The sequence below is a fragment of the Rubrivirga sp. genome (assembly GCF_965213695.1).
Taxonomy (GTDB): Bacteria; Bacteroidota; Rhodothermia; order Rhodothermales; family Rubricoccaceae; genus Rubrivirga.
This window is the reverse complement of the sequence record NZ_OZ243912.1, coordinates 1754221-1771228: the sequence shown is the minus strand read 5'-3', so window position 1 is coordinate 1771228 and position 17008 is coordinate 1754221. Positions and strand designations below refer to the sequence as shown.

Annotated in this window: 15 protein-coding genes; 8 read left to right on the top strand and 7 right to left on the bottom strand. The window is 74.0% G+C overall.

Annotation, left to right across the window (positions count from 1 at the left end; translation table 11 throughout):
• Positions 1 to 14 precede the first annotated feature (14 nt).
• The 4 genes from ACOOHE_RS07720 (at position 15) to ACOOHE_RS07705 (ending at position 3469) form a co-directional block, all read left to right on the top strand.
• Positions 15 to 617 (top strand): hypothetical protein, encoded by a 603-nt coding sequence (locus ACOOHE_RS07720; protein WP_420457229.1) that lies wholly within the window; start codon positions 15 to 17, stop codon positions 615 to 617.
• Positions 614 to 2032, top strand: coding sequence for a T9SS type A sorting domain-containing protein (locus tag ACOOHE_RS07715; protein ID WP_420457228.1), 1419 nt, complete (start codon positions 614 to 616; stop codon positions 2030 to 2032). The genes ACOOHE_RS07720 and ACOOHE_RS07715 overlap by 4 nt, the downstream gene beginning before the upstream one ends.
• Positions 2033 to 2412: 380 nt before the next feature.
• Positions 2413 to 3024, top strand: a complete 612-nt coding sequence (locus tag ACOOHE_RS07710) for an RNA polymerase sigma factor (protein WP_420457227.1) — start codon at positions 2413 to 2415, stop codon at positions 3022 to 3024.
• A 70-nt stretch (positions 3025 to 3094) separates the two neighbouring features.
• A complete protein-coding gene (locus ACOOHE_RS07705; protein ID WP_420457226.1) occupies positions 3095 to 3469 on the top strand; it encodes a VOC family protein in 375 nt (124 codons plus the stop codon).
• Here the strand turns inward: ACOOHE_RS07705 and ACOOHE_RS07700 are convergent.
• The 5 genes from ACOOHE_RS07700 to ACOOHE_RS07680 all read right to left on the bottom strand — a co-directional run bounded on the left by ACOOHE_RS07700 (position 3464) and on the right by ACOOHE_RS07680 (position 8706).
• A complete protein-coding gene (locus ACOOHE_RS07700; RefSeq protein WP_420457225.1) occupies positions 3464 to 3745 on the bottom strand; it encodes a TfoX/Sxy family protein in 282 nt (93 codons plus the stop codon). The two genes, ACOOHE_RS07705 and ACOOHE_RS07700, sit on opposite strands and share 6 nt — an antisense overlap.
• The gene (locus tag ACOOHE_RS07695; protein WP_420457224.1) at positions 3742 to 5232 is read right to left on the bottom strand and encodes an ATP-binding protein; all 1491 of its coding nucleotides are present in this window, start codon (positions 5230 to 5232) and stop codon (positions 3742 to 3744) included. The genes ACOOHE_RS07700 and ACOOHE_RS07695 overlap by 4 nt, the downstream gene beginning before the upstream one ends.
• Positions 5233 to 5296: 64 nt before the next feature.
• Positions 5297 to 6001, bottom strand: a complete 705-nt coding sequence (locus tag ACOOHE_RS07690) for a winged helix-turn-helix domain-containing protein (protein WP_420457223.1) — start codon at positions 5999 to 6001, stop codon at positions 5297 to 5299.
• A gap of 115 nt (positions 6002 to 6116) precedes the next feature.
• Positions 6117 to 7223 carry an alanine racemase gene (gene alr, locus ACOOHE_RS07685; RefSeq protein WP_420457222.1) on the bottom strand — a complete coding sequence of 369 codons (1107 nt, stop codon included), beginning with the start codon at positions 7221 to 7223 and terminating at the stop codon, positions 6117 to 6119.
• 262 nt (positions 7224 to 7485) lie between these two features.
• Entirely contained in the window at positions 7486 to 8706 is a 1221-nt protein-coding gene (locus ACOOHE_RS07680; protein ID WP_420457221.1) for an alanine dehydrogenase, read from the bottom strand.
• A gap of 134 nt (positions 8707 to 8840) precedes the next feature.
• Between ACOOHE_RS07680 and ACOOHE_RS07675 the strand changes: the two genes are divergently transcribed.
• On the top strand, positions 8841 to 9317 hold the full coding sequence (locus ACOOHE_RS07675; RefSeq protein WP_420457220.1) for a DUF4864 domain-containing protein: 477 nt from the start codon (positions 8841 to 8843) through the stop codon (positions 9315 to 9317).
• An 81-nt stretch (positions 9318 to 9398) separates the two neighbouring features.
• Here the strand turns inward: ACOOHE_RS07675 and ACOOHE_RS07670 are convergent, their stop codons facing one another.
• Entirely contained in the window at positions 9399 to 10184 is a 786-nt protein-coding gene (locus ACOOHE_RS07670) for a TrmH family RNA methyltransferase (RefSeq protein ID WP_420457219.1), read from the bottom strand.
• A gap of 463 nt (positions 10185 to 10647) precedes the next feature.
• Here ACOOHE_RS07670 and ACOOHE_RS07665 point away from each other — a divergent pair, with 463 nt between their 5' ends.
• The 3 genes from ACOOHE_RS07665 to ACOOHE_RS07655 all read left to right on the top strand — a co-directional run bounded on the left by ACOOHE_RS07665 (position 10648) and on the right by ACOOHE_RS07655 (position 12909).
• Complete coding sequence (locus ACOOHE_RS07665; RefSeq protein ID WP_420457218.1) at positions 10648 to 11961, top strand: Glu/Leu/Phe/Val family dehydrogenase; 1314 nt, start codon at positions 10648 to 10650, stop codon at positions 11959 to 11961.
• Positions 11962 to 12055: 94 nt separating this feature from the next.
• A complete protein-coding gene (gene yidD, locus ACOOHE_RS07660; RefSeq protein ID WP_420457217.1) occupies positions 12056 to 12298 on the top strand; it encodes a membrane protein insertion efficiency factor YidD in 243 nt (80 codons plus the stop codon).
• A 23-nt stretch (positions 12299 to 12321) separates the two neighbouring features.
• Positions 12322 to 12909, top strand: a complete 588-nt coding sequence (locus tag ACOOHE_RS07655) for a MogA/MoaB family molybdenum cofactor biosynthesis protein (protein WP_420457216.1) — start codon at positions 12322 to 12324, stop codon at positions 12907 to 12909.
• Here ACOOHE_RS07655 and ACOOHE_RS07650 read toward each other — a convergent pair.
• Positions 12906 to 16955: an ATP-binding protein gene (locus ACOOHE_RS07650; protein ID WP_420457215.1), complete on the bottom strand. Its 4050-nt coding sequence runs from the start codon at positions 16953 to 16955 to the stop codon at positions 12906 to 12908. The genes ACOOHE_RS07655 and ACOOHE_RS07650 overlap by 4 nt on opposite strands.
• Positions 16956 to 17008 lie beyond the last annotated feature (53 nt).

Below are 17008 nucleotides of genomic sequence, written 5' to 3'. Positions count from 1 at the left end.
CTATCTCTCACGAGATGCCCGCCGCCCGCCTCCTCGCCGTCGCCCTGCTGGCGCTCCTCGTTGGGCTCCCCGCCAGCGCCCAGGCCCCGCGCCTCAGCCCGTCGGCGCCGCGCGTGCTGTTCCGCGTGGCGGACTCCGTCAAGACCGACGGCGGGCAGCGCGAGCTCGTCACCCGGACCGTCACCTACGACCCCGCCGCCGGCCTCTACACCGACCGGACGACGGGCGCCGACGGCCGAGTCCTGAGCGAGTCCGTCGAGAGGACGAGCGTGATCGGGCCGACGCCGGCGGAGGCCGCGGCGGCCCGCCGGCTGGTCGCGTCCCACCCCGAGATCGCCCCGCTGATCGAGGCCGCCGGCGGGACCGTCCACGTCGAGGGCGGCTTCCCGCTCGTCCGCGAGCCCGGCCACCCGTGCGGGCCCGGCGGCCGGTGCGTCCTGATCGACGTGTTCGAGACGTCGGCCGACCGCCTGCCCCGTCCCGGAGGGGCGACGGCGCGGCGCCTCCGCTACGTCGTGGTCGACCTCCGCGCGCTCCGCGTGCTCGACGCCGACGCCGACCCCGCGGGCGACGGCAACCTCGCCAACCCGGCCGCCCGACGGCGCTCGCGCCAGTGACCACGCCTCGGACCCCGTTTGCCTGGCGCGTCGCCCTCCTGAGCCTCGGCCTGCTGGCCGCCCCGCTCGCCGCCGCCCAGATCGCGCTGACCGAGGCGACGTGCGCCACGAACGGGTCGTACGAAGACGGCCCGCCCGCGCCGACGGTCCCCAACGGCCACGTCGCGTGGCCGGCCGACGCGCCCGTCTGGGAGTTCGACCTGTACCGCCCGGCCAACCGGACGACCCTCAACGGTGGCGGCCTCGAGCTCCGCGACGTGGCATACCGGGGCCGGACGGTCCTGGCCCGCGCCAGCGTCCCCGTCCTCAACGTCGAGTACGACGAGGGGCCGGGCAGCTGCGGCTGCTTCCGCGACTGGCAGACCGAGGAGGCGCCCATCGACGTCGGCGACGGCGCCGAGCTCGTGCTCCCGTGCCTCGCCCAGGCCGCGCCCGGCGACGTCCGGACGGCGTGCGAGGCGAATGCGGCGAGCCCGGACCCGGGCGGCGACGTCGGCGACTTCCAGGGCGTCTCGGTCGAGGACTACGGCGACGAGCTCGTGCTCACGGCCCACACGATGGCCGGGTGGTACCGGTACCGGATGAAGTGGCACTTCTACGCCGACGGCCGGGTCTGGCCCGAGTTCTCGTTCGCCGCCGCCGACGCCATCTGCACCGACAACGGCCACCGCCACCACGCCTACTGGCGGCTCGACTTCGACCTCGACGGGACGCCGGCCAACGACGTCGTCCGCGAGCACGCCGCGCCGGGCGGCGCCGGGCAGGTGTTCGCGTCCGAGGCCTCGCGCGTCCTCGGCGGCCCGTCCGACCCGACCTACTGGAGCGTCGTCGACGGGGCCAGCGGGATCGGCTACGAGATCCGGCCGGGCGAGCCCGACCGCCGGCTCGGCGTCGACCCGTTCTCGAAGACCGACGCGCTCGTCCTGCGGTACAAGCTCGACGAGCTCGACGACGGCCTCTCGATCACGGGGGGCGGCTGCGCATTCGCGTTCGAGCCGTTCGTCAACGGCGAGTCGCTCGAAAACCAGGACACCGTGTTCTGGATCCGCTCGGGCGCGCTCCACTCGGCCGGCAGCCCCTACGAGTGCGACGTCGTCGGGCCGATGCTCCACCCCATCGGGTTCGAGGTGGCCACGGTGCCCGGCGTCGAGGGCGTCGCGTTCGAGGCGGCCCGGCCCAACCCGTTCACGGGCTCGACCACGGCCCGCTTCCAGGTCGAGCGGACGCAGCCCGTCACGGCCGAGCTCTACGACCTCGCGGGCCGCCGCGTCCAGGTCCTGTTCGACGGCGTCGCGGCCCAGGGCGAGTGGCAGACGGTCCGGGTCGACGGGCGGACGTTGCCGGCGGGGACCTACGTCGTCCGCGTGCGGGGCGAGACGGCCCGGGGCACGGTGCGCGTCGTGCTGGTGCGGTAAGGCGTATTGCGGTGAGGTCCGGTCATCGGAGCCCGGGGTTCAGACTTCGGGGTTCAGGGTCCGCACGGTGTGGGCCCTTGCGAACCCTAAACCCGAACTCTGAACCGTCGACCCAGGGCGAGCGCCTGCTAAGAAATGGAGCGGGGCCCCTTTTGCTCCCGCTCGCCCAGACCGAAGACCGGGGACGGGGGACCGGCTCGAACCGTCGGAGGGCGCCGGTCCTCCGTCCCCGGTCCCACGGCCTCGGGGCTCCGCCACGACGCGACAGGGCGTCGCTCTGGCCGAGTTCAGATCGCATGCGCTCGCCCTGACCGTCGACCTCGCCGTACCGAATGTCTTGGACAACCACGCTATCCTGACGCTTTGCCCCGCGCCGAGCCATGACTCCAGAGACGTACCGCCACCTTCTGTCGGTGGCCCGCCGCCACGCCGTCGCCTCTGGGAACGCGGGCGACCTCCTCCACGACGCGCTGATCGTTGCCGCACGTCAGGACGTCGACCTCGACACTGATTCGGGCCAGCGGTGGCTGAGCGGCGTGCTTCGGAATCTGGCCCGGCACCAAGCCCGCACCGACGGCCGGCGTGAGCGGCGCGAAGCGGCCTTCGCTTCCGCTGACGCGCCAGAACCGGACGCCCCGCTGGCCGACGACCACCGGCCCGTCGAGCGGTGGGAGACGATGCCGTCGGCCTCGCGGCGCGTCGTCGCGCTGGCGCTCCACGGGCTCGGCAAGGACGAGATCTGCGCCGTCCTCGGCCTCTCCGACACCGCCTTCCGCCAGCGGCTCACGGTCGCCCGCCGCGCCCTCGGCCCGCTCCCCGCCGACCTCCAGCGCGAGGCGATCGCCCTCGCCTACGACCGGCGCGCCCAACGGGGCGACGACCTCGCCCTCGGGCTCGTCCGCCGTGCGCTCGTACGGAGCCTCCGCTCGACCGACGCCGTCGGCACGCACGACCCGGACGGGCACCTGATGGTGGTCGGCCGGATCGTGTGATGTGGTGAGCCGGCGTGCTCACAGGTTGGCCGCCCCCGGCAACAAGGGAGTACATCCCCCCCCCCATCCCATGACTCCCTCTGCTCTCTCCGTCTCCGCCGTCGTCTTCTTCGTCCGCGACGTGGACCGGACGGCCGCGTTTTATGGCGACGTCCTCGGCCTAGCCGTGGACCGCGTCGACAGCCCGGACGGACCGCTCCTGACGGCCGCGACGGAAAGCGGCCCATACCTCGTGTTCCTCCCCGCCGACGAGCCCCCGGGCCGGAGCCCCGTCGTCGTGTTCGGGCTCGACGGCGGGATCGAGGAGGCCGTCGAGGCCCTCGCCCGTCACAACGTCGAGATCGTCGCGCCGGTCGGCCCGGCCCCCGACGGCGGACGGACCGCCGACTTTCTCGACCCGGACGGCCACGTCCTCAGCTACCACCAGCCGGCCGAGGCCTCATGACGAGCCCGGCCCGACGTCGAGGTCGCCGTCGGCGCTCGCGCGGAGCGCCGCCTTCTCCTCGGCCGAGAAGCCGGCCCAGTGACGATCCGCCAGTGCGCCGACGAGTGCGTAGAGCAGGTGGAGCGTCACGCCGGGGTGCCGATGTTTGACCATCCGGTACGCCATCTCCGCCCCGACCGAGCGGAGGTCGTCGGCCGTCTCGATGCCGACGTCGGCCAGCATCCGGTCGGACGTCGGGCCGAGGTTTTTCAGCGACGACGGCGGCGGCGCGGTCACGCGGCCTCGGCCCGGGCCGGGGTCCCGGCCCCGTCGCCGCCCACCGCGTCGGCGAGCGGGAGCTCGAACCAGAACCGCGTCCCCCGGTTCTTGGTGCTCTCGACGTGGATCGTCGAGCCGTGGGCCTCCAGGATCTGCTTGACGATGGCGAGGCCGAGGCCGGTCCCGCCCTCCTTCCGCGACCGCGCCGTGTCGACCCGGTAGAACCGGTCGAAGATCCGGTCGAGGTGCTCCTCGGGGATGCCCCGGCCGGTGTCGACGACCTCGACGCGGGCCTTGTCCATGTGCCGCCGCATCCGGCAGCGGACCGAGCCCTCGTCCGAGTAGGCGATGGCGTTGTCGACCAAGTTGGTGAGGACCTGGCGGATCCGGTTCCGGTCGGCAACGACGGTGAGCGGGTCGTTGTCGTAGCTCAGCTCGAGCCCCTTGGCGTCGGCCTTGGGGTCGAGCATCTCGCCGATCTCGGCGATCAAGTCCTGGAGGTCGAACGCGGCCGGGCGGACCGAGTCCTCGCGGTACTCGAGCTTGGCGATCTCGATCAAGTCCGAGAACAGGCTGTTGAGCCGCTGGAGGTTGGCGAGCCCCTTCTGGGCGTACCGCTTGCGCTGGGCCGTCGGGAGCGAGTCCGAGGCGAGCGCTTCGAGGTAGCCGAACACGGCGAAGATCGGGTTCTTGACCTCGTGGCTCACGTTGCCGATGAACTCGTTCTGGATCCGCTGCATCCGCTGGAGCTCGTGGATGTCGGCCCGGAACCGGCTGGCCATGTGGTTCAGGCTCCGGGCGAGGTCTTGGAACTCGGCCGCCCGCGTCTTGACGGTGATCCGCCCGTCGAGGTCGCCCTCGTTGATCTTCTGGGCGCTCCGGGTGATCGCCGTGAGCGGGCGGGTGACCTGCTGGGCCGCCGTCCACGCGCCGAACAGCGCCGTCAGCAGCGCCAGCGCCATCCCGACGGCGAGCACGGCCTGGAGCGACTGGATGGCCCGGAGGAGGTCCGGCACCGGCTCGCCCAAGCGGACGAGCAGGCCGGTCTCGGGCCGGTACAGCGCGAGGTACAGCCGGGCCCCGCCGTCGGGCCCCCGCCGCTCGGCGAACCCCACGTGGTCGCCGGCCGCGAACGCCTCGGCGACCTCCTCGCGCTCGAAGAACGGCGTCGCCTCGGCCTCGGCCGCCGACGGCCCGAAGTCGCCGATGACCCGGTCGCGCGTGGCGATGGTCACGCCGATCTGGGTGAGCTCGGCGATCTGCTGGCCGAGCGCGAGCAGGGCCGTCCGGTCCGGCTCGGCCTCGAGCTGGACGGCGAACCGGGCGGCCTCCTCGCGCAGCGTCTCGCGTGCCGCGTCGCGGACCTGGCCGCGCAGGATCAGGAACGAGTACAGCCCCACGCCGACGACGGCCAGCCCCACGAACAGGGCGAACGTCAGCATCATCCACGTCTGGGTGGACGCCCGGCGGGGGTAGACGAGCTCGCGGACCTTGCGCCAGCGCAATGGGCTGAGGGGTCAGGGGTGAAGGGTGACGGGCACAGGTTCGAGACCCATCACCCTTTACTTATCACGCTTCACTCTCCGCCTCCTCGACGAACCGGTAGCCCACGCCGCGGACCGTCTGGATGTGCTTGGCGAACTCGCCGAGCTTCTCGCGCAAGTTCTTGATGTGGGCGTCGACCGTCCGCTCGGTCACCATCATGGCGTCCTTCCAGATGGTCTCCAACAACTGCTGGCGGGTGAACGCCTTGCGCGGGTGGCGGACGAGGTAGCGGAGCAGCTCGAACTCGGTCAGCGTCAGGCCCAGGTCGTCGCCGTCGAGCGTGGCCCGGTACTCGTCCTCGTAGATCGTGAGCCCGGCGACGGACAGCGTCTTGCTCTCCTCGGTCCCCGTCCGGCGCAGGACGGCGCGGATGTTGGCGAGCACGACCTGGGGGCTGACCGGCTTCGTGATGTACTGGTCGGCGTTCTGCAACCCCTCGAGCTGGTCGGTCTCCTCCGTCTTGGCCGTCAGCATGATGATCGGGATCTTCTCCGTCTCGACCCGGCCTCGGAGCCGCTTGGCGATCTCGAACCCGCTCATGCCGGGGAGCATCACGTCGAGCACGATCGCGTCGACGTCGGGGCCGGCCTTCGAGAGGGCCTCGTCGGCGTCGTGGGCGGTCAGGACGTTGTAGCCTTCTTCGCGGAGAAAGTGGGAGATGATCTCGACGACGTCCTCCTCGTCGTCGACGACGAGAATGGTGATCTCCTGAGGGGTGGAGGTAGCCATGAGGTGAGGGGTTGGGGTGCGGGTGAGGGGACCCTCAAGCCGAGGGCGTTCCGCGATATACACGGCCGGCCCGCCCGGGTTCTGCCGTCTTCACATTCCGGTCGCCTCGGCGCGGTCAGCCGTCGCGGTACGTGTGGTGGACGCGCGCCGTCAGGCCCGCCGTGAGCTCGTACGAGATCGTCCCGGCGCGGTCGGCGACGGCCTCCGCCGAGGGCCCGCCGGGCCCGAACACGACGGCCTCGTCGCCGAGGGCGACGGCCGCGCCCGGCCCGCCGGGGTCGCCCAGCGACACCATCGTCATGTCCATGCACACGCGGCCGACGACGGGCGCGCGGAGGTCGCCAATCGCGACCTCGCCCCGGTTCGACAGCGACCGCGGCAACCCGTCGGCGTAGCCGACGGCGAGCGTGGCGACGCGCGTCGGCCGCTCGGCCGTCCACGTCCGCCCGTAGCTGACCGTCTCGCCCGGGGCCACCGTCTGGAGGTGGACGACGCGGGCCACCAGCCGCATCGCCGGGCGGAGGCCCTCGGTCGCGCCCGACATGGCGGCGTCCGAGTCGAGCCCGTAGAGCACGCCGCCCAGCCGCGCCAGCGCGGGCCGCGACGCGAGCGCGGGCAGGCGGACGTGCGCCGGCCCGTTCGCGACGTGGACGAGCGGCGGCGCGTCGTCGCCGAGCGCGCGGAGCACGCCGTCGAACCGGCGGACCTGGGCGAGCGCGAACGACGGGTCGGCGGCGTCGGCCGTCGCGAGGTGCGTCCACAGCGCCTCGACCGTCACGCCCCCACGTCGGAGCCGGCGGACGACCTCGGCGGCGTCCTCCGGGCGGACGCCGATCCGGTGCATCCCGGTGTCCACCTTGACGTGAACCGGAACCGTCGGCGCGCGCTCAATCACGGCCTCGGCCGCCTCGGGCGACGACACGACGGCGTCCAAGCCCCACCGTTGGTAGTCGGGGAGGAAGTCGGGGAGCGGCGCGGCGAACACCAGGAGGCGCGTCTCGACACCCGCCTCGCGCAGCTCGACGGCCTCGGGGACCGTCGCGACGGCCAGCCACCCGACGCCCTCCTCGACCAAGACCCGGGCCACCGGGACCGCCCCGTGCCCGTAGGCGTCGGCCTTGACGACGCCCATCACGGAGTCGCCGCGCCGCGCCGCCAGCCGGCGGACGTTGTGGCGGATGGCGCCGAGGTCGACTTCAGCGCGGAGCGCGACAGAACTCACGTGGACGGGTGGACGGGTGGACGGGTGGAATCTCCGGCTGCCAGCTCGCGACCGCCAGCACCGACGAGGATGCGGCGCCCGACAGAGGCACCGCGCTCGGTAGGGACACCATGCATGGTGTCCGTACGGCGGGACATCGTGCCCGGCAGGGACACGACGAGTCGTGTCCGTACGGGAGACACGCCGGCGCCCTCTGCCGTTTCCCGTTTCCTCTTTCCCATTTCCTGCGAGCGGAGCGAGCTCCCCGCGAGCGGAGCGAGCCCTAAATCCCGCTCGCGATGAGGAGCTCGATGTCGCGGTGGGGCATCCCGAACATCGCCGCCAGGCTCTTCTTGGTGAGGTGCCGGCGGTAGACGTAGGCGCCGGTCCGCAGGCTCACGTTCGACCACAGCGCGTCGTTGATGCTGCCGGCCTCGCCGATTTCCAGGACGTAGGGCGTGAGCGCGTTCGAGAGCGCGTACGTCCCCGTCCGCGCGACCGACGACGGGAGGTTCGGCAAGCAGTGGTGGACGACGCCGTGGGCCACGAACGTCGGCTCGTCGGGCGTCGTGGGGCGGCTCGTCTCGACGCACCCGCCCTGGTCGATCACCAGGTCCACCACGACCGAGCCCGGCCGCATCGTGGCCACCATCTCCTCGGTCACGACGACGGGCGACCGCTGGCCGACGGCCATCGCGGCCCCGATCACGACGTCGGCGTTCTTGACGGCGCTCTCGACGTAGGTCGGGTTGGCCATGGCCGTCGTGACGCGGCGGTCCAGGACGTGCTCGATGGCCCGGAGCGCCGTCAGGTCCGTGTCGAGCACGATCGTGTGGGCCCCGAACCCGATGGCCGTCCGCGCGGCCCACTCGCCGATGACGCCGGCGCCGAGGATGACGACGGTCGCCGGGGGCACGCCCGAGATGCCGCCCAGCATCACGCCGCGCCCGCCCTCCGACGACTCGAGCAGCCGGGCCGCCGTCTGGACCGCCATCGAGCCGGAGATCTCGTGCATCATCCGGACGATGGGCAACGTCCCGTCGGCGTCGGCGATGAACTCGAAGCCGATCCCGGTGACGCGGAGCTCCATCAGCCGGCGGAGCGTCTCGGCCTGGAGCCCGCCCAGGTGGAGGGCCGAGATGAGCACCTGGCGCTCGCGCATCAGGTCGAGCTCGTCGGCCCGGGGCGGGAACACCTTGGCGATCAGGTCGCACTCGGCGTAGACCTCGCCCGGCGAGTCGACGACGTCGCAGCCGGCGTCGGCGTAGGCGGCGTCGGCGAACTGGGCCTCGGCGCCCGCGCCGGCCTCGATGCGGACTTGGTGGCCGTTGGCGACCAAGAGCGCCGCGGCGTAAGGGGCGAGGGCCACCCGGCGCTCGTCGTTGCCGGATTCGCTGGGCACGCCGATGCGGAGGCGCTGGGTGCGCTCGCCGAGCCCGGCCGGCTTTTCGAGCGGGAGCAGCGCGGGCTCGACCTTGAGGCCCTGGATGGCGGGGATTTCCATGCGGCTAAGCTACCGAAGCGGCCCCCCGTCGCGCCGTTGCCGGGCCCCCCGTGTCAGACGCCTCCCTATCCCCGGCCCCTGGCGGACCCGGCCCCGCCCCGGCGTCGTCCACCCCCCGTCACGCCCGGACCGCCATGCACCCGCTCCTCGTCGCGCTCGCCGTCCTGCTCGTCTCCGCCGCCGTCCTGCTCGCGGCGGCGCCGACCGACCCCGAGCCGTCGCCCGACCTCTCCCCCGCCGACGTCGTCCGCATCCAGGTCGAGGCGCTCCAGCACAACGACGAGCCAACCACCGACGCCGGCATCGAGACCACCTTCCGGTTCGCGTCGCCGTCGAACCAGGCGGCGACGGGGCCGATCCAGCGGTTCTCCGAGATGGTCAAGGGGCCCGTCTACGGCGACATGATCGACGCAGCTCGGGCCGAGTTCGGGCCCATCGCCGTTGACGGCGACCGGGCGGCCCAGCGCGTCACGCTGTTCCACACCGACGGCCGCCGGGCGACCTACGTGTTCGGCCTGTCGGTCCAGGAGGGCGGCGAGTGCGACGGCTGCTGGATGACGGACAGCGTCGCCCGCCGCGCCCCGGCCCTCAACGGCACCCAGCGGATCTGACACGGGAGGGCCGGGCCGGATAGCACCGAGGACCGCCGGGCAAGGGGAGTGGGCGTGGCCCCGGCGGTCGCGCTCCCCGTCCTACCCGAGCCATCGAGCGAGCAGGACGCCCCCGGCCACGGCCACGTTGAGCGACTCGACGCCGCGTGGCGACCCGGTCTCGACGCCGGGGATGAACACGAAGGGACTGCCGCTCGGCGGTCGCCGGCGGAGCCACTCGGCCACCGGGGCGGACAGGCCGTGGGCCTCGCTCCCCATCACGAGCGCGGCCGACACCCCCGGCGACCACGCGGCGACCGGGGTCCCGCCGAGATCGGCGCCCCAGACGTCCACGCCGTCCGCCGCCAGCCGGTCGAGCGTGGAGACGAGCGACGGGACCCGGGCGAGGGCGACGTCCCACAGCCCGCCCATCGACGCCCGCGCGGCCTTCGGCGTCTCGAAGTCGGCCGAGCGCTCGTCGGCGACGACGGTGCGGACGCCGAACCACGCGGCCGTCCGCACCAAGGCGCCGACGTTGCCGGGGTCCTGGACGCCGTCGAGCAGGAGCGCGGGCGCCGCGAGCGGGCCGGCGCCGTCGCCCACGACGGACCGCGACACGGCGACGACGCCCTGCGACGTCCGGGCGTCGCCGACCCGTTCGAGGTCGCGGGCGGCGACAGTCTCGACCGGGACGGGCGACGCCTCGACGAGACGTGCGACGCGGTCGTCCTCCGCCGCTTCCGGCGACACCAAGACGGCGTCGAGCGGAGCCCCCGCGGCCACCGCCGCCTCGACCGACCGGAGGCCCTCGACCAAGAACCGCCCCTGCTCGCGGCGAGCGCGAGACCGGGAGAGCTGGGCGAGGTCCTTGAGCTGCTGGCGAGTCACGGCGGGTGGACGGGTGGACGGGTGGACGGGTGGACGGGTGGACGGGTGGAATCTCCGGCCGTCGGCGCGCGACCGCCAGCGCTGAAAGAGCGGGCCCTCGGTAGGGACACGATTCATCGCGTCCGCTGGCGGCCTCCGCGCTGGCGACCCCGCGCTCGGCAGGGACACGACGAGTCGTGTCCGTACGGGAGGCTCGGTGGCCGGCTCGCGACCCTGTCCGTCCGGCCCCTCCCCCCTGCCATTTCCCCGTTTCCATCTCCGGCGAGCGCAGCGAGCCTATCCCCGCGCCTGCCCGCTTGTGGGGAGCGAAGCGAGCCCGTTCCCCGTGAACGCCTCGCGGAGATGGAACGGACCGGCCGGGCGGGCGATACGGTCTGTAGATTCGTTCCGCCGTGACGGAAGCGCTTCCGGCTTCCAACCTGCGGCCCCTCCCCCCGCCCTCCCCCCGGTCCGCCGGGACGCCATGCCGACCCCCTTCAAGCGCGACGTCGAGACCCGCGCGATCTACCAGGAGCCGACGCCTCCGATGGACAAGGACAACCCGTTCCAGTCCATGATGCAGCGGTTCGACGTGGCCGCCGAGCTGCTCGAGCTCGACTCCGGCCTGTACGACGTGCTCCGCTCGCCCTCCCGCATCCACATCACCTCGATCCCGGTCGTCATGGACGACGGGTCGCTCCGGGTGTTCGAGGGCTACCGCGTGATCCACTCCGAGGTGCTCGGGCCGTCGAAGGGCGGCATCCGGTTCGCGCCCGACGTCCACGTCGACGAGGTCAAGGCGCTCGCGGCCTGGATGACGTGGAAGTGTGCCGTCGTCGGGGTCCCGTTCGGCGGGGCCAAGGGTGGGGTCACGTGCGACCCGAGCCAGATGTCGGCCGGCGAGGTCGAGCGGCTGACGCGGCGCTACACGGCCAACCTCATCGACGTGTTCGGGCCCGACAAGGACATCCCGGCGCCCGACATGAACACGAACGAGCAGGTCATGGCCTGGCTCTTGGACACGTACTCGATGCACGCCCGGCGGACCGAGACGGCCGTCGTGACGGGCAAGCCGCTCCTGATCGGCGGCTCCGAGGGCCGGCGCGAGGCGACCGGCCGCGGCGTCATGACGACGACGATCGGCGCCATGAACCGGTTGGGGATGCGGCCCGGCCAGTCGACGGTCGCCGTCCAAGGGTTCGGCAATGTCGGGTCCGTCGCGGCCCAGCTGCTCCGCGAGCAGGGCTGCTCCATCGTCGCCGTGAGCGACGTCTCGGGCGGCTACTACAACGCCGCCGGCATCGACGTCGACGCGGCCATCACCTACGCCGAGACGCACGGCCGGTCGCTGGCGGGCTTCGACGGGGCCGAGCCGATCTCGAACGAGGAGTTGCTGGCCCTCGACGTCGACGTGCTGGCGCCGTGCGCCAAGGAGAACCAGATCACGGCGGCGAATGCGGGCGACGTCCGCGCCAAGATCGTCGCCGAGGGCGCCAACGGCCCGACGACGGCCCCGGCCGACGCCATCTTGAACGAGAACGGCGTGCTCGTCATCCCGGACATCCTGGCCAACGCGGGCGGCGTGACGGTGAGCTACTTCGAGTGGGTCCAGGACCGCCAGGGCTACTTCTGGTCCAAGGACCGCGTCAACCGCCGGCTCGACCGGATGATGCGGGCCGCCTTCGACCGGGTCTACGACGCCGCCGAGCGCTACGACACGTCGATGCGGATCGGGGCCTACGTGATCGCCATCGAGAAGGTGGCCGGGGCGCTCAAGATGCGCGGCATTTATGCGTAGGGGGACCGGGGACCGGGGACCGGGGACGGGCCGGGACGGGAGCGCTCGCTCGGTCCCCGACTCTCGGTCTCCGGTCCTGTGGCGGCTCCCGCGCTTGGCGCTCGTCGGCGTGGTCCGGCTGTACCAGGGCGCCGTCTCGCCGTGGCTCCCGGCCACGTGCCGCTACACGCCGACGTGCTCGGAGTACGCCGTCCTCGCGCTCCGGCGCTACGGCGCCGTCCGCGGGTCGGTGCTGGCCGTCTGGCGGATCGCGCGGTGCAACCCGTGGGGCGGCCACGGCCACGACCCGCCGCGCTGGTTCGGAGAGGACGGAACGGGGGGCGACGCCTCGGGGTGAGAGCGCCCCCGCTCACGCTTCCGATGTCCGCCGCCACGCACCGCGCCCGCGCCTCCGCCGAACCGCCCGTCACCTGCGCCGTCGTCACGGCGTCCGACACCCGGACCGAGGCCGACGACGTCAGCGGCAAGGCCCTGTGCGACGGGCTCCGCGAGGCCGGCCACACCCTCGAGTTCTACCGGATCGTGCCCGACGACGGCGAGGCGATCCGGGCCGTCCTGCTCCACCTCGCCGGCCGCGTCGAGGTCGTGGTCACGACGGGCGGGACCGGGATCGGGCGGCGCGACCGGACGGTCGAGGTGGCCGACCGACTCATCCAGAAGGCGTTGCCCGGCTTCGGCGAGCTGTTCCGGATGCTGTCGTTCCGGGAGATCGGCCCGGCAGCGATGCTGTCGCGGGCGACGGCCGGGCTCTACGGGCCCGAGGACGGGCCGCCGGAGACGTTGCTGTTCTGCTGCCCCGGCTCCGAGCCGGCGGTCCGGCTGGCGCTGGACCGGCTGCTCGTGCCGGACCTCCGGCACCTGGTGTGGGAGGTCGTCCGCCAGCCGGCCGAGGCCCCGGCGCCAGCGCCCGAGTTCCCCGTCGACCCGGCGGGGTCCGCCACCGCTTAGTCGTCTGGGTCGTCCGGCTCTCGTCGGACGGCCGTCGGCGTCTTGTCGGGTCTGTCGAGGGGGTGCCGGCCGTCTCCGTTCGCCGGCGGGCCGTCGGGCGAGAGCGGGAGGCGGACGGTGAACGTGGTCCCGCCCTCGCCCGTCTCGAACGTGATCGAGCCGCCGGCGGCCTCGACAGCCCGCTTCGAGATCGCGAGCCCGAGCCCCATCCCGCTCGTCTTGGTCGAGAAGCTGGGCTGGAACACGCTGTCCTGGATCTCGGGCGCGATGCCCGTCCCGTCGTCGGTGACGCGGGCCTCGGCGGCGCCGTCGTGCAGGGCCGTGCGCAAGGTGACGTGGCCGGGCGCCGGGCGGTCGGGGATGGCCTGGAGCGCGTTCGTCAGCAGGTTGACGAGGACGCGGCGGAGCTCCTCGCGGTCGGCGACGATCCACAGCGGGCCGTCGAGGTCGACGTCGAAGACGGCCCGGCCGCTGTCGGCGAGGGAGCTCTCGAACAGGGCGGCGGCCTCGCGCGCGACCTCGCGGAGGTCGACGGTCTCCGGGGCCCGCATCGGCATCCGGGCAAAGCGCGAGAAGTCGGAGGCGATCCGGTCGAGCGTCTCGATCTGGTCGATGAGCATGCCGGTCGTCCGCTCGAACTGGCCGGCAAAGCGGACGGTCTCGGGCGGGGCCTCGTCGCCGGGCTGCTGGAACGTCCGCTGGAGGTGCTGGACGGACAGCTTCATCGGCATCAACGGGTTCTTGATCTCGTGCGCCACCTGGCGGGCCATCGTGCTCCAGGCCAGCTCGCGCTCCTGCTCGGCGAGCTGGCGGCGGCTCTCGGCGAGCTGGGCCTGCATCGCGTTGAACGTCTCGACCAACTCGCCCACCTCGTCGGTCGTGTCGACCGGGATCGGCTCCTCGGCCTGGCCGGCGCCGACGGCGCGGAGCCCCTCGCGGAGCCGGCCGAACGGGCGCGTGAGCTGGCTCGCCAGGAGGTACGCGACGACCAGGATGGCCGCCATCAGCGCCAGGAGCCCGCCGAACAGCGTGGCCACGTAACGCGAGCGGCCGGCCTCGATGCCGGCCTGCTCCGACAACGTGGGGATGGCCAAGGCCTCGGCGGGGCGGCCGGCCGAGTCGGGGAGCGCGAGGTAGCCCGTCGTGTACGAGAACGTCCCGATCCGGTCGTCGGAGAACGCGAACGGCTGGTCGTCGAGGTAGAGCGCGCGGTAGACCGAGCCCGGCAAGCGCGGCTCGATCAGCCGCTGGCGGACGAGCTGGCGCCGGCTCGACGCCACCAAGTCCGCCCCGCGGTAGAGGTGGACGTCGACGCCGAGCGCGGCCGAGACGGCGTCGAGGCGGGTGCCCTCGGGCGCGTCGGGCTCGGCGGCGAACACGGCGGCGGCCCGGCTCAGCCGCTGGCGGAGCGCGTCGCGGACGGCCTCCCGGTTCTGCTCGACGATCACGCTCTGCCCGACGACGCCGGTCAGCGCCACGCTCGCCACGCCGACGATCAAGAACCGGCTGAGCACCTTGTCGCGGAACCGGGTCCGCGCGGCGGGCCAGAGCCCGGTCCGCCGCCGGAGGTAGAGCCCGATCCCGACCACGACGGCGCCGAGCGCGAGCCCGGCCAAGCTCAGCCGGAGCAGGACGAACAAGGCGTCGAGCCGGTCCGGCGCCGGGGCGCGGACGGCCACGACGTCCTGGGCGTCGTCGCCCTGGCGCTCGTAGTACGCCAGCGTCGGCCGGCCGTCGAGCGTCTCGGGGCGGCGGTAGGCCCGGGCCCGGTCGGAGAGCGCCGCGTAGACCGTCGAGTCGATCCGGAGCGGCGCCGGTCCGCGCTGGCGGACGAGCACGCCGTCGTCGTACTCGGCGTAGCCCAAGGCCTCGTCGTCGAGCCCGAACAGGCCGGTCGGGGCGAGCACGCGGGGGAACGGGGTCTCGGTCGGGAACCGAGCCGTGCGGGGCGTGACGCGGAGGTAGAGCCAGGCCGCCGTCGCGTCGCCGTCGCGGACCGGCCCGACGGCGGCCGTCCGCCGGAGCCCGCGCCGCTCGGCGACGGGCACACGGAGGCGCCGGAACCGGGGTTGGCCCTCGAGCTCGGCGTAGCTCTCGCGGAGCGCCGCGTAGCCCAGCCCGTCGTTGCCGCTGGAGGCCCCGCGCTCGACGTAGCTCCCCAACGTGTCGCCGGCCGGGGCCACGATCCGGAGCTCCGTCGCGACGTCGGCGAGCGAGCCCAAGAGCGAGCTCGACACGAGCCCGGCCGCGATGGCGTCGACGGCACGGCGCGACGAGTCGGCGGCGACGGGGTCCGCGCCCCGGGCCGAGTCGGCGAGCGCGACGGCGTCCAAGAGCGCCGGGCCGAGCGCGTCGTCGGCCTGGGCCTCGTCGAAGACCTGGTCGATGGCGGCCGTGACGCGGTCGTCGCGGTTGTCGGAGAAGGCGAACGCGGCGTCGGCCAGGAGCAGGCCGGTCCGCTCGCGGAGCGGCTCCTGCATCGCGTGGTGCAGGACGGGCGACAGGACGAGCACGCCGGTCAGCACGCCACGCGCGGTCAACGGCCACGCCCACCGCGCCCGGCTCGGGCCGACGTACGCCGCGAGCCCGACGCCTAGGGCCGCCAGCGGGAGGGACAGGCCGACCGAGACCCAGCCCGCGACCGCCGCCCCGCCTGCGGCCCCGAGCGCGGCGGCGCCGGCCGCCCACGTCCGCCGGGCGTCGCCGGCCCGAGCCAGCCGGACGGCCGCAGCGATGGCGAGCACGGCGGCGGCCAGCACGGCGAGAAGCCCGGCCAGCACGGCTACCATCGGCCCGCTCAGCAGCGGCCCCGCCTGGTCGGCGTAGGGGATCGTCGCGTCGAGCACGGCCTGCTGCACCCACCGGCCGGCCCCGACCCCCACCGCCGACGTGACCACGGCGACGCCCACGAGGGCCAGGACGAACGGGCCGCCCGCCGTCGGCCGGGCCCGCGCCGACGCCCAGCGCAACACGACGGCGAACGCCGTCGCCGCGGCCAACAGGACCACGGCCGCCGAGATCGCGAGGTCGCCCGGCGACCGGAGCGCCCCGCCGCCCAGGTCCGACGCCAGCAGCGCCGGGTCGAACAAGAGCGCCGGCCGGCGCGTCCCGTCGAGCCACCGCACGGGGACGTCGGCCGCCAGCAGGGCGTACCGCGACGCCACGGCCGCCGCGACGAGGGCGGCCCACGCGGCGCCGGCCCCAGCCCACATCCGCGGGCTCCTCCGTGCCTCGGCCGCCCGGACCGCGCGGACCAGCACCGCCCCGAGCCCGGCCAGCAGCCATCCCAGCAGCAGAACCCCGAACACGGCCGCCACGCTCTGCGCCTGGCGCCGGCGGTCGGCCGCCAGCGCCGCGACGTCGGGCACGCCCACCTCGACCGTCCCCAGCGGGCTCCCGTCGGGGCCCATCAGGTTCGCGCCCGCCCGGGCCCCGGAAAAACGGACCAGGAACGGGACCGGCGCCCCGGCCCGCCACGCATCGGCCACGTCGTAGTCCTGGAGGTAGCGGTTGCGGACGGGGACCGCCGCCTGCACCAGCTCGACCACGCGGACGGCGCCGACGACCTCGCCGCCGACCCGGACGGGCACCCACACCACGAGCGCGCTCCGGTTCGCGTCGTCACGGACCGCCCGGACCCGGAGCGAGTCCGGCGGAGAGCCCTCCAGGCGCGGGAAGTCGGGCCCGTCCCACGCGACGACGGTCCCGTCCGACGCGACGACCTCGACGGTCGAGCGGTCGGGGCGGTCCAGGCGGGCGAGCGCCTCCAGGGCCGGAGCGGACACGTCCGGCCCGTCGAGCGCGGCGACCACCTCGGGCATCGCGGCGACGGCCTCGGCCCGGCGCCGCATCACGTCGACCAGCGCCGTCAGCTCGCGCTGGACGTGGGCCACCGTCTCGGCCCGGGCGCGCTCGATGTCGGCGGGGTCGACGGCGTCCGCGCGGGCGTCTCCCCACAGCAAGGCGCCTCCCAGCAGCGCACCCAGAAGCGCGGCGACGCCGAGGAACGCGACGACGCGGCGGGACGGGGCGGGCAAGCGGCGCACGGCAAGGCGGAGGGTGCCGCGAAGCTAGGCCCGCTGGGTCTCCAGGCGAGAGC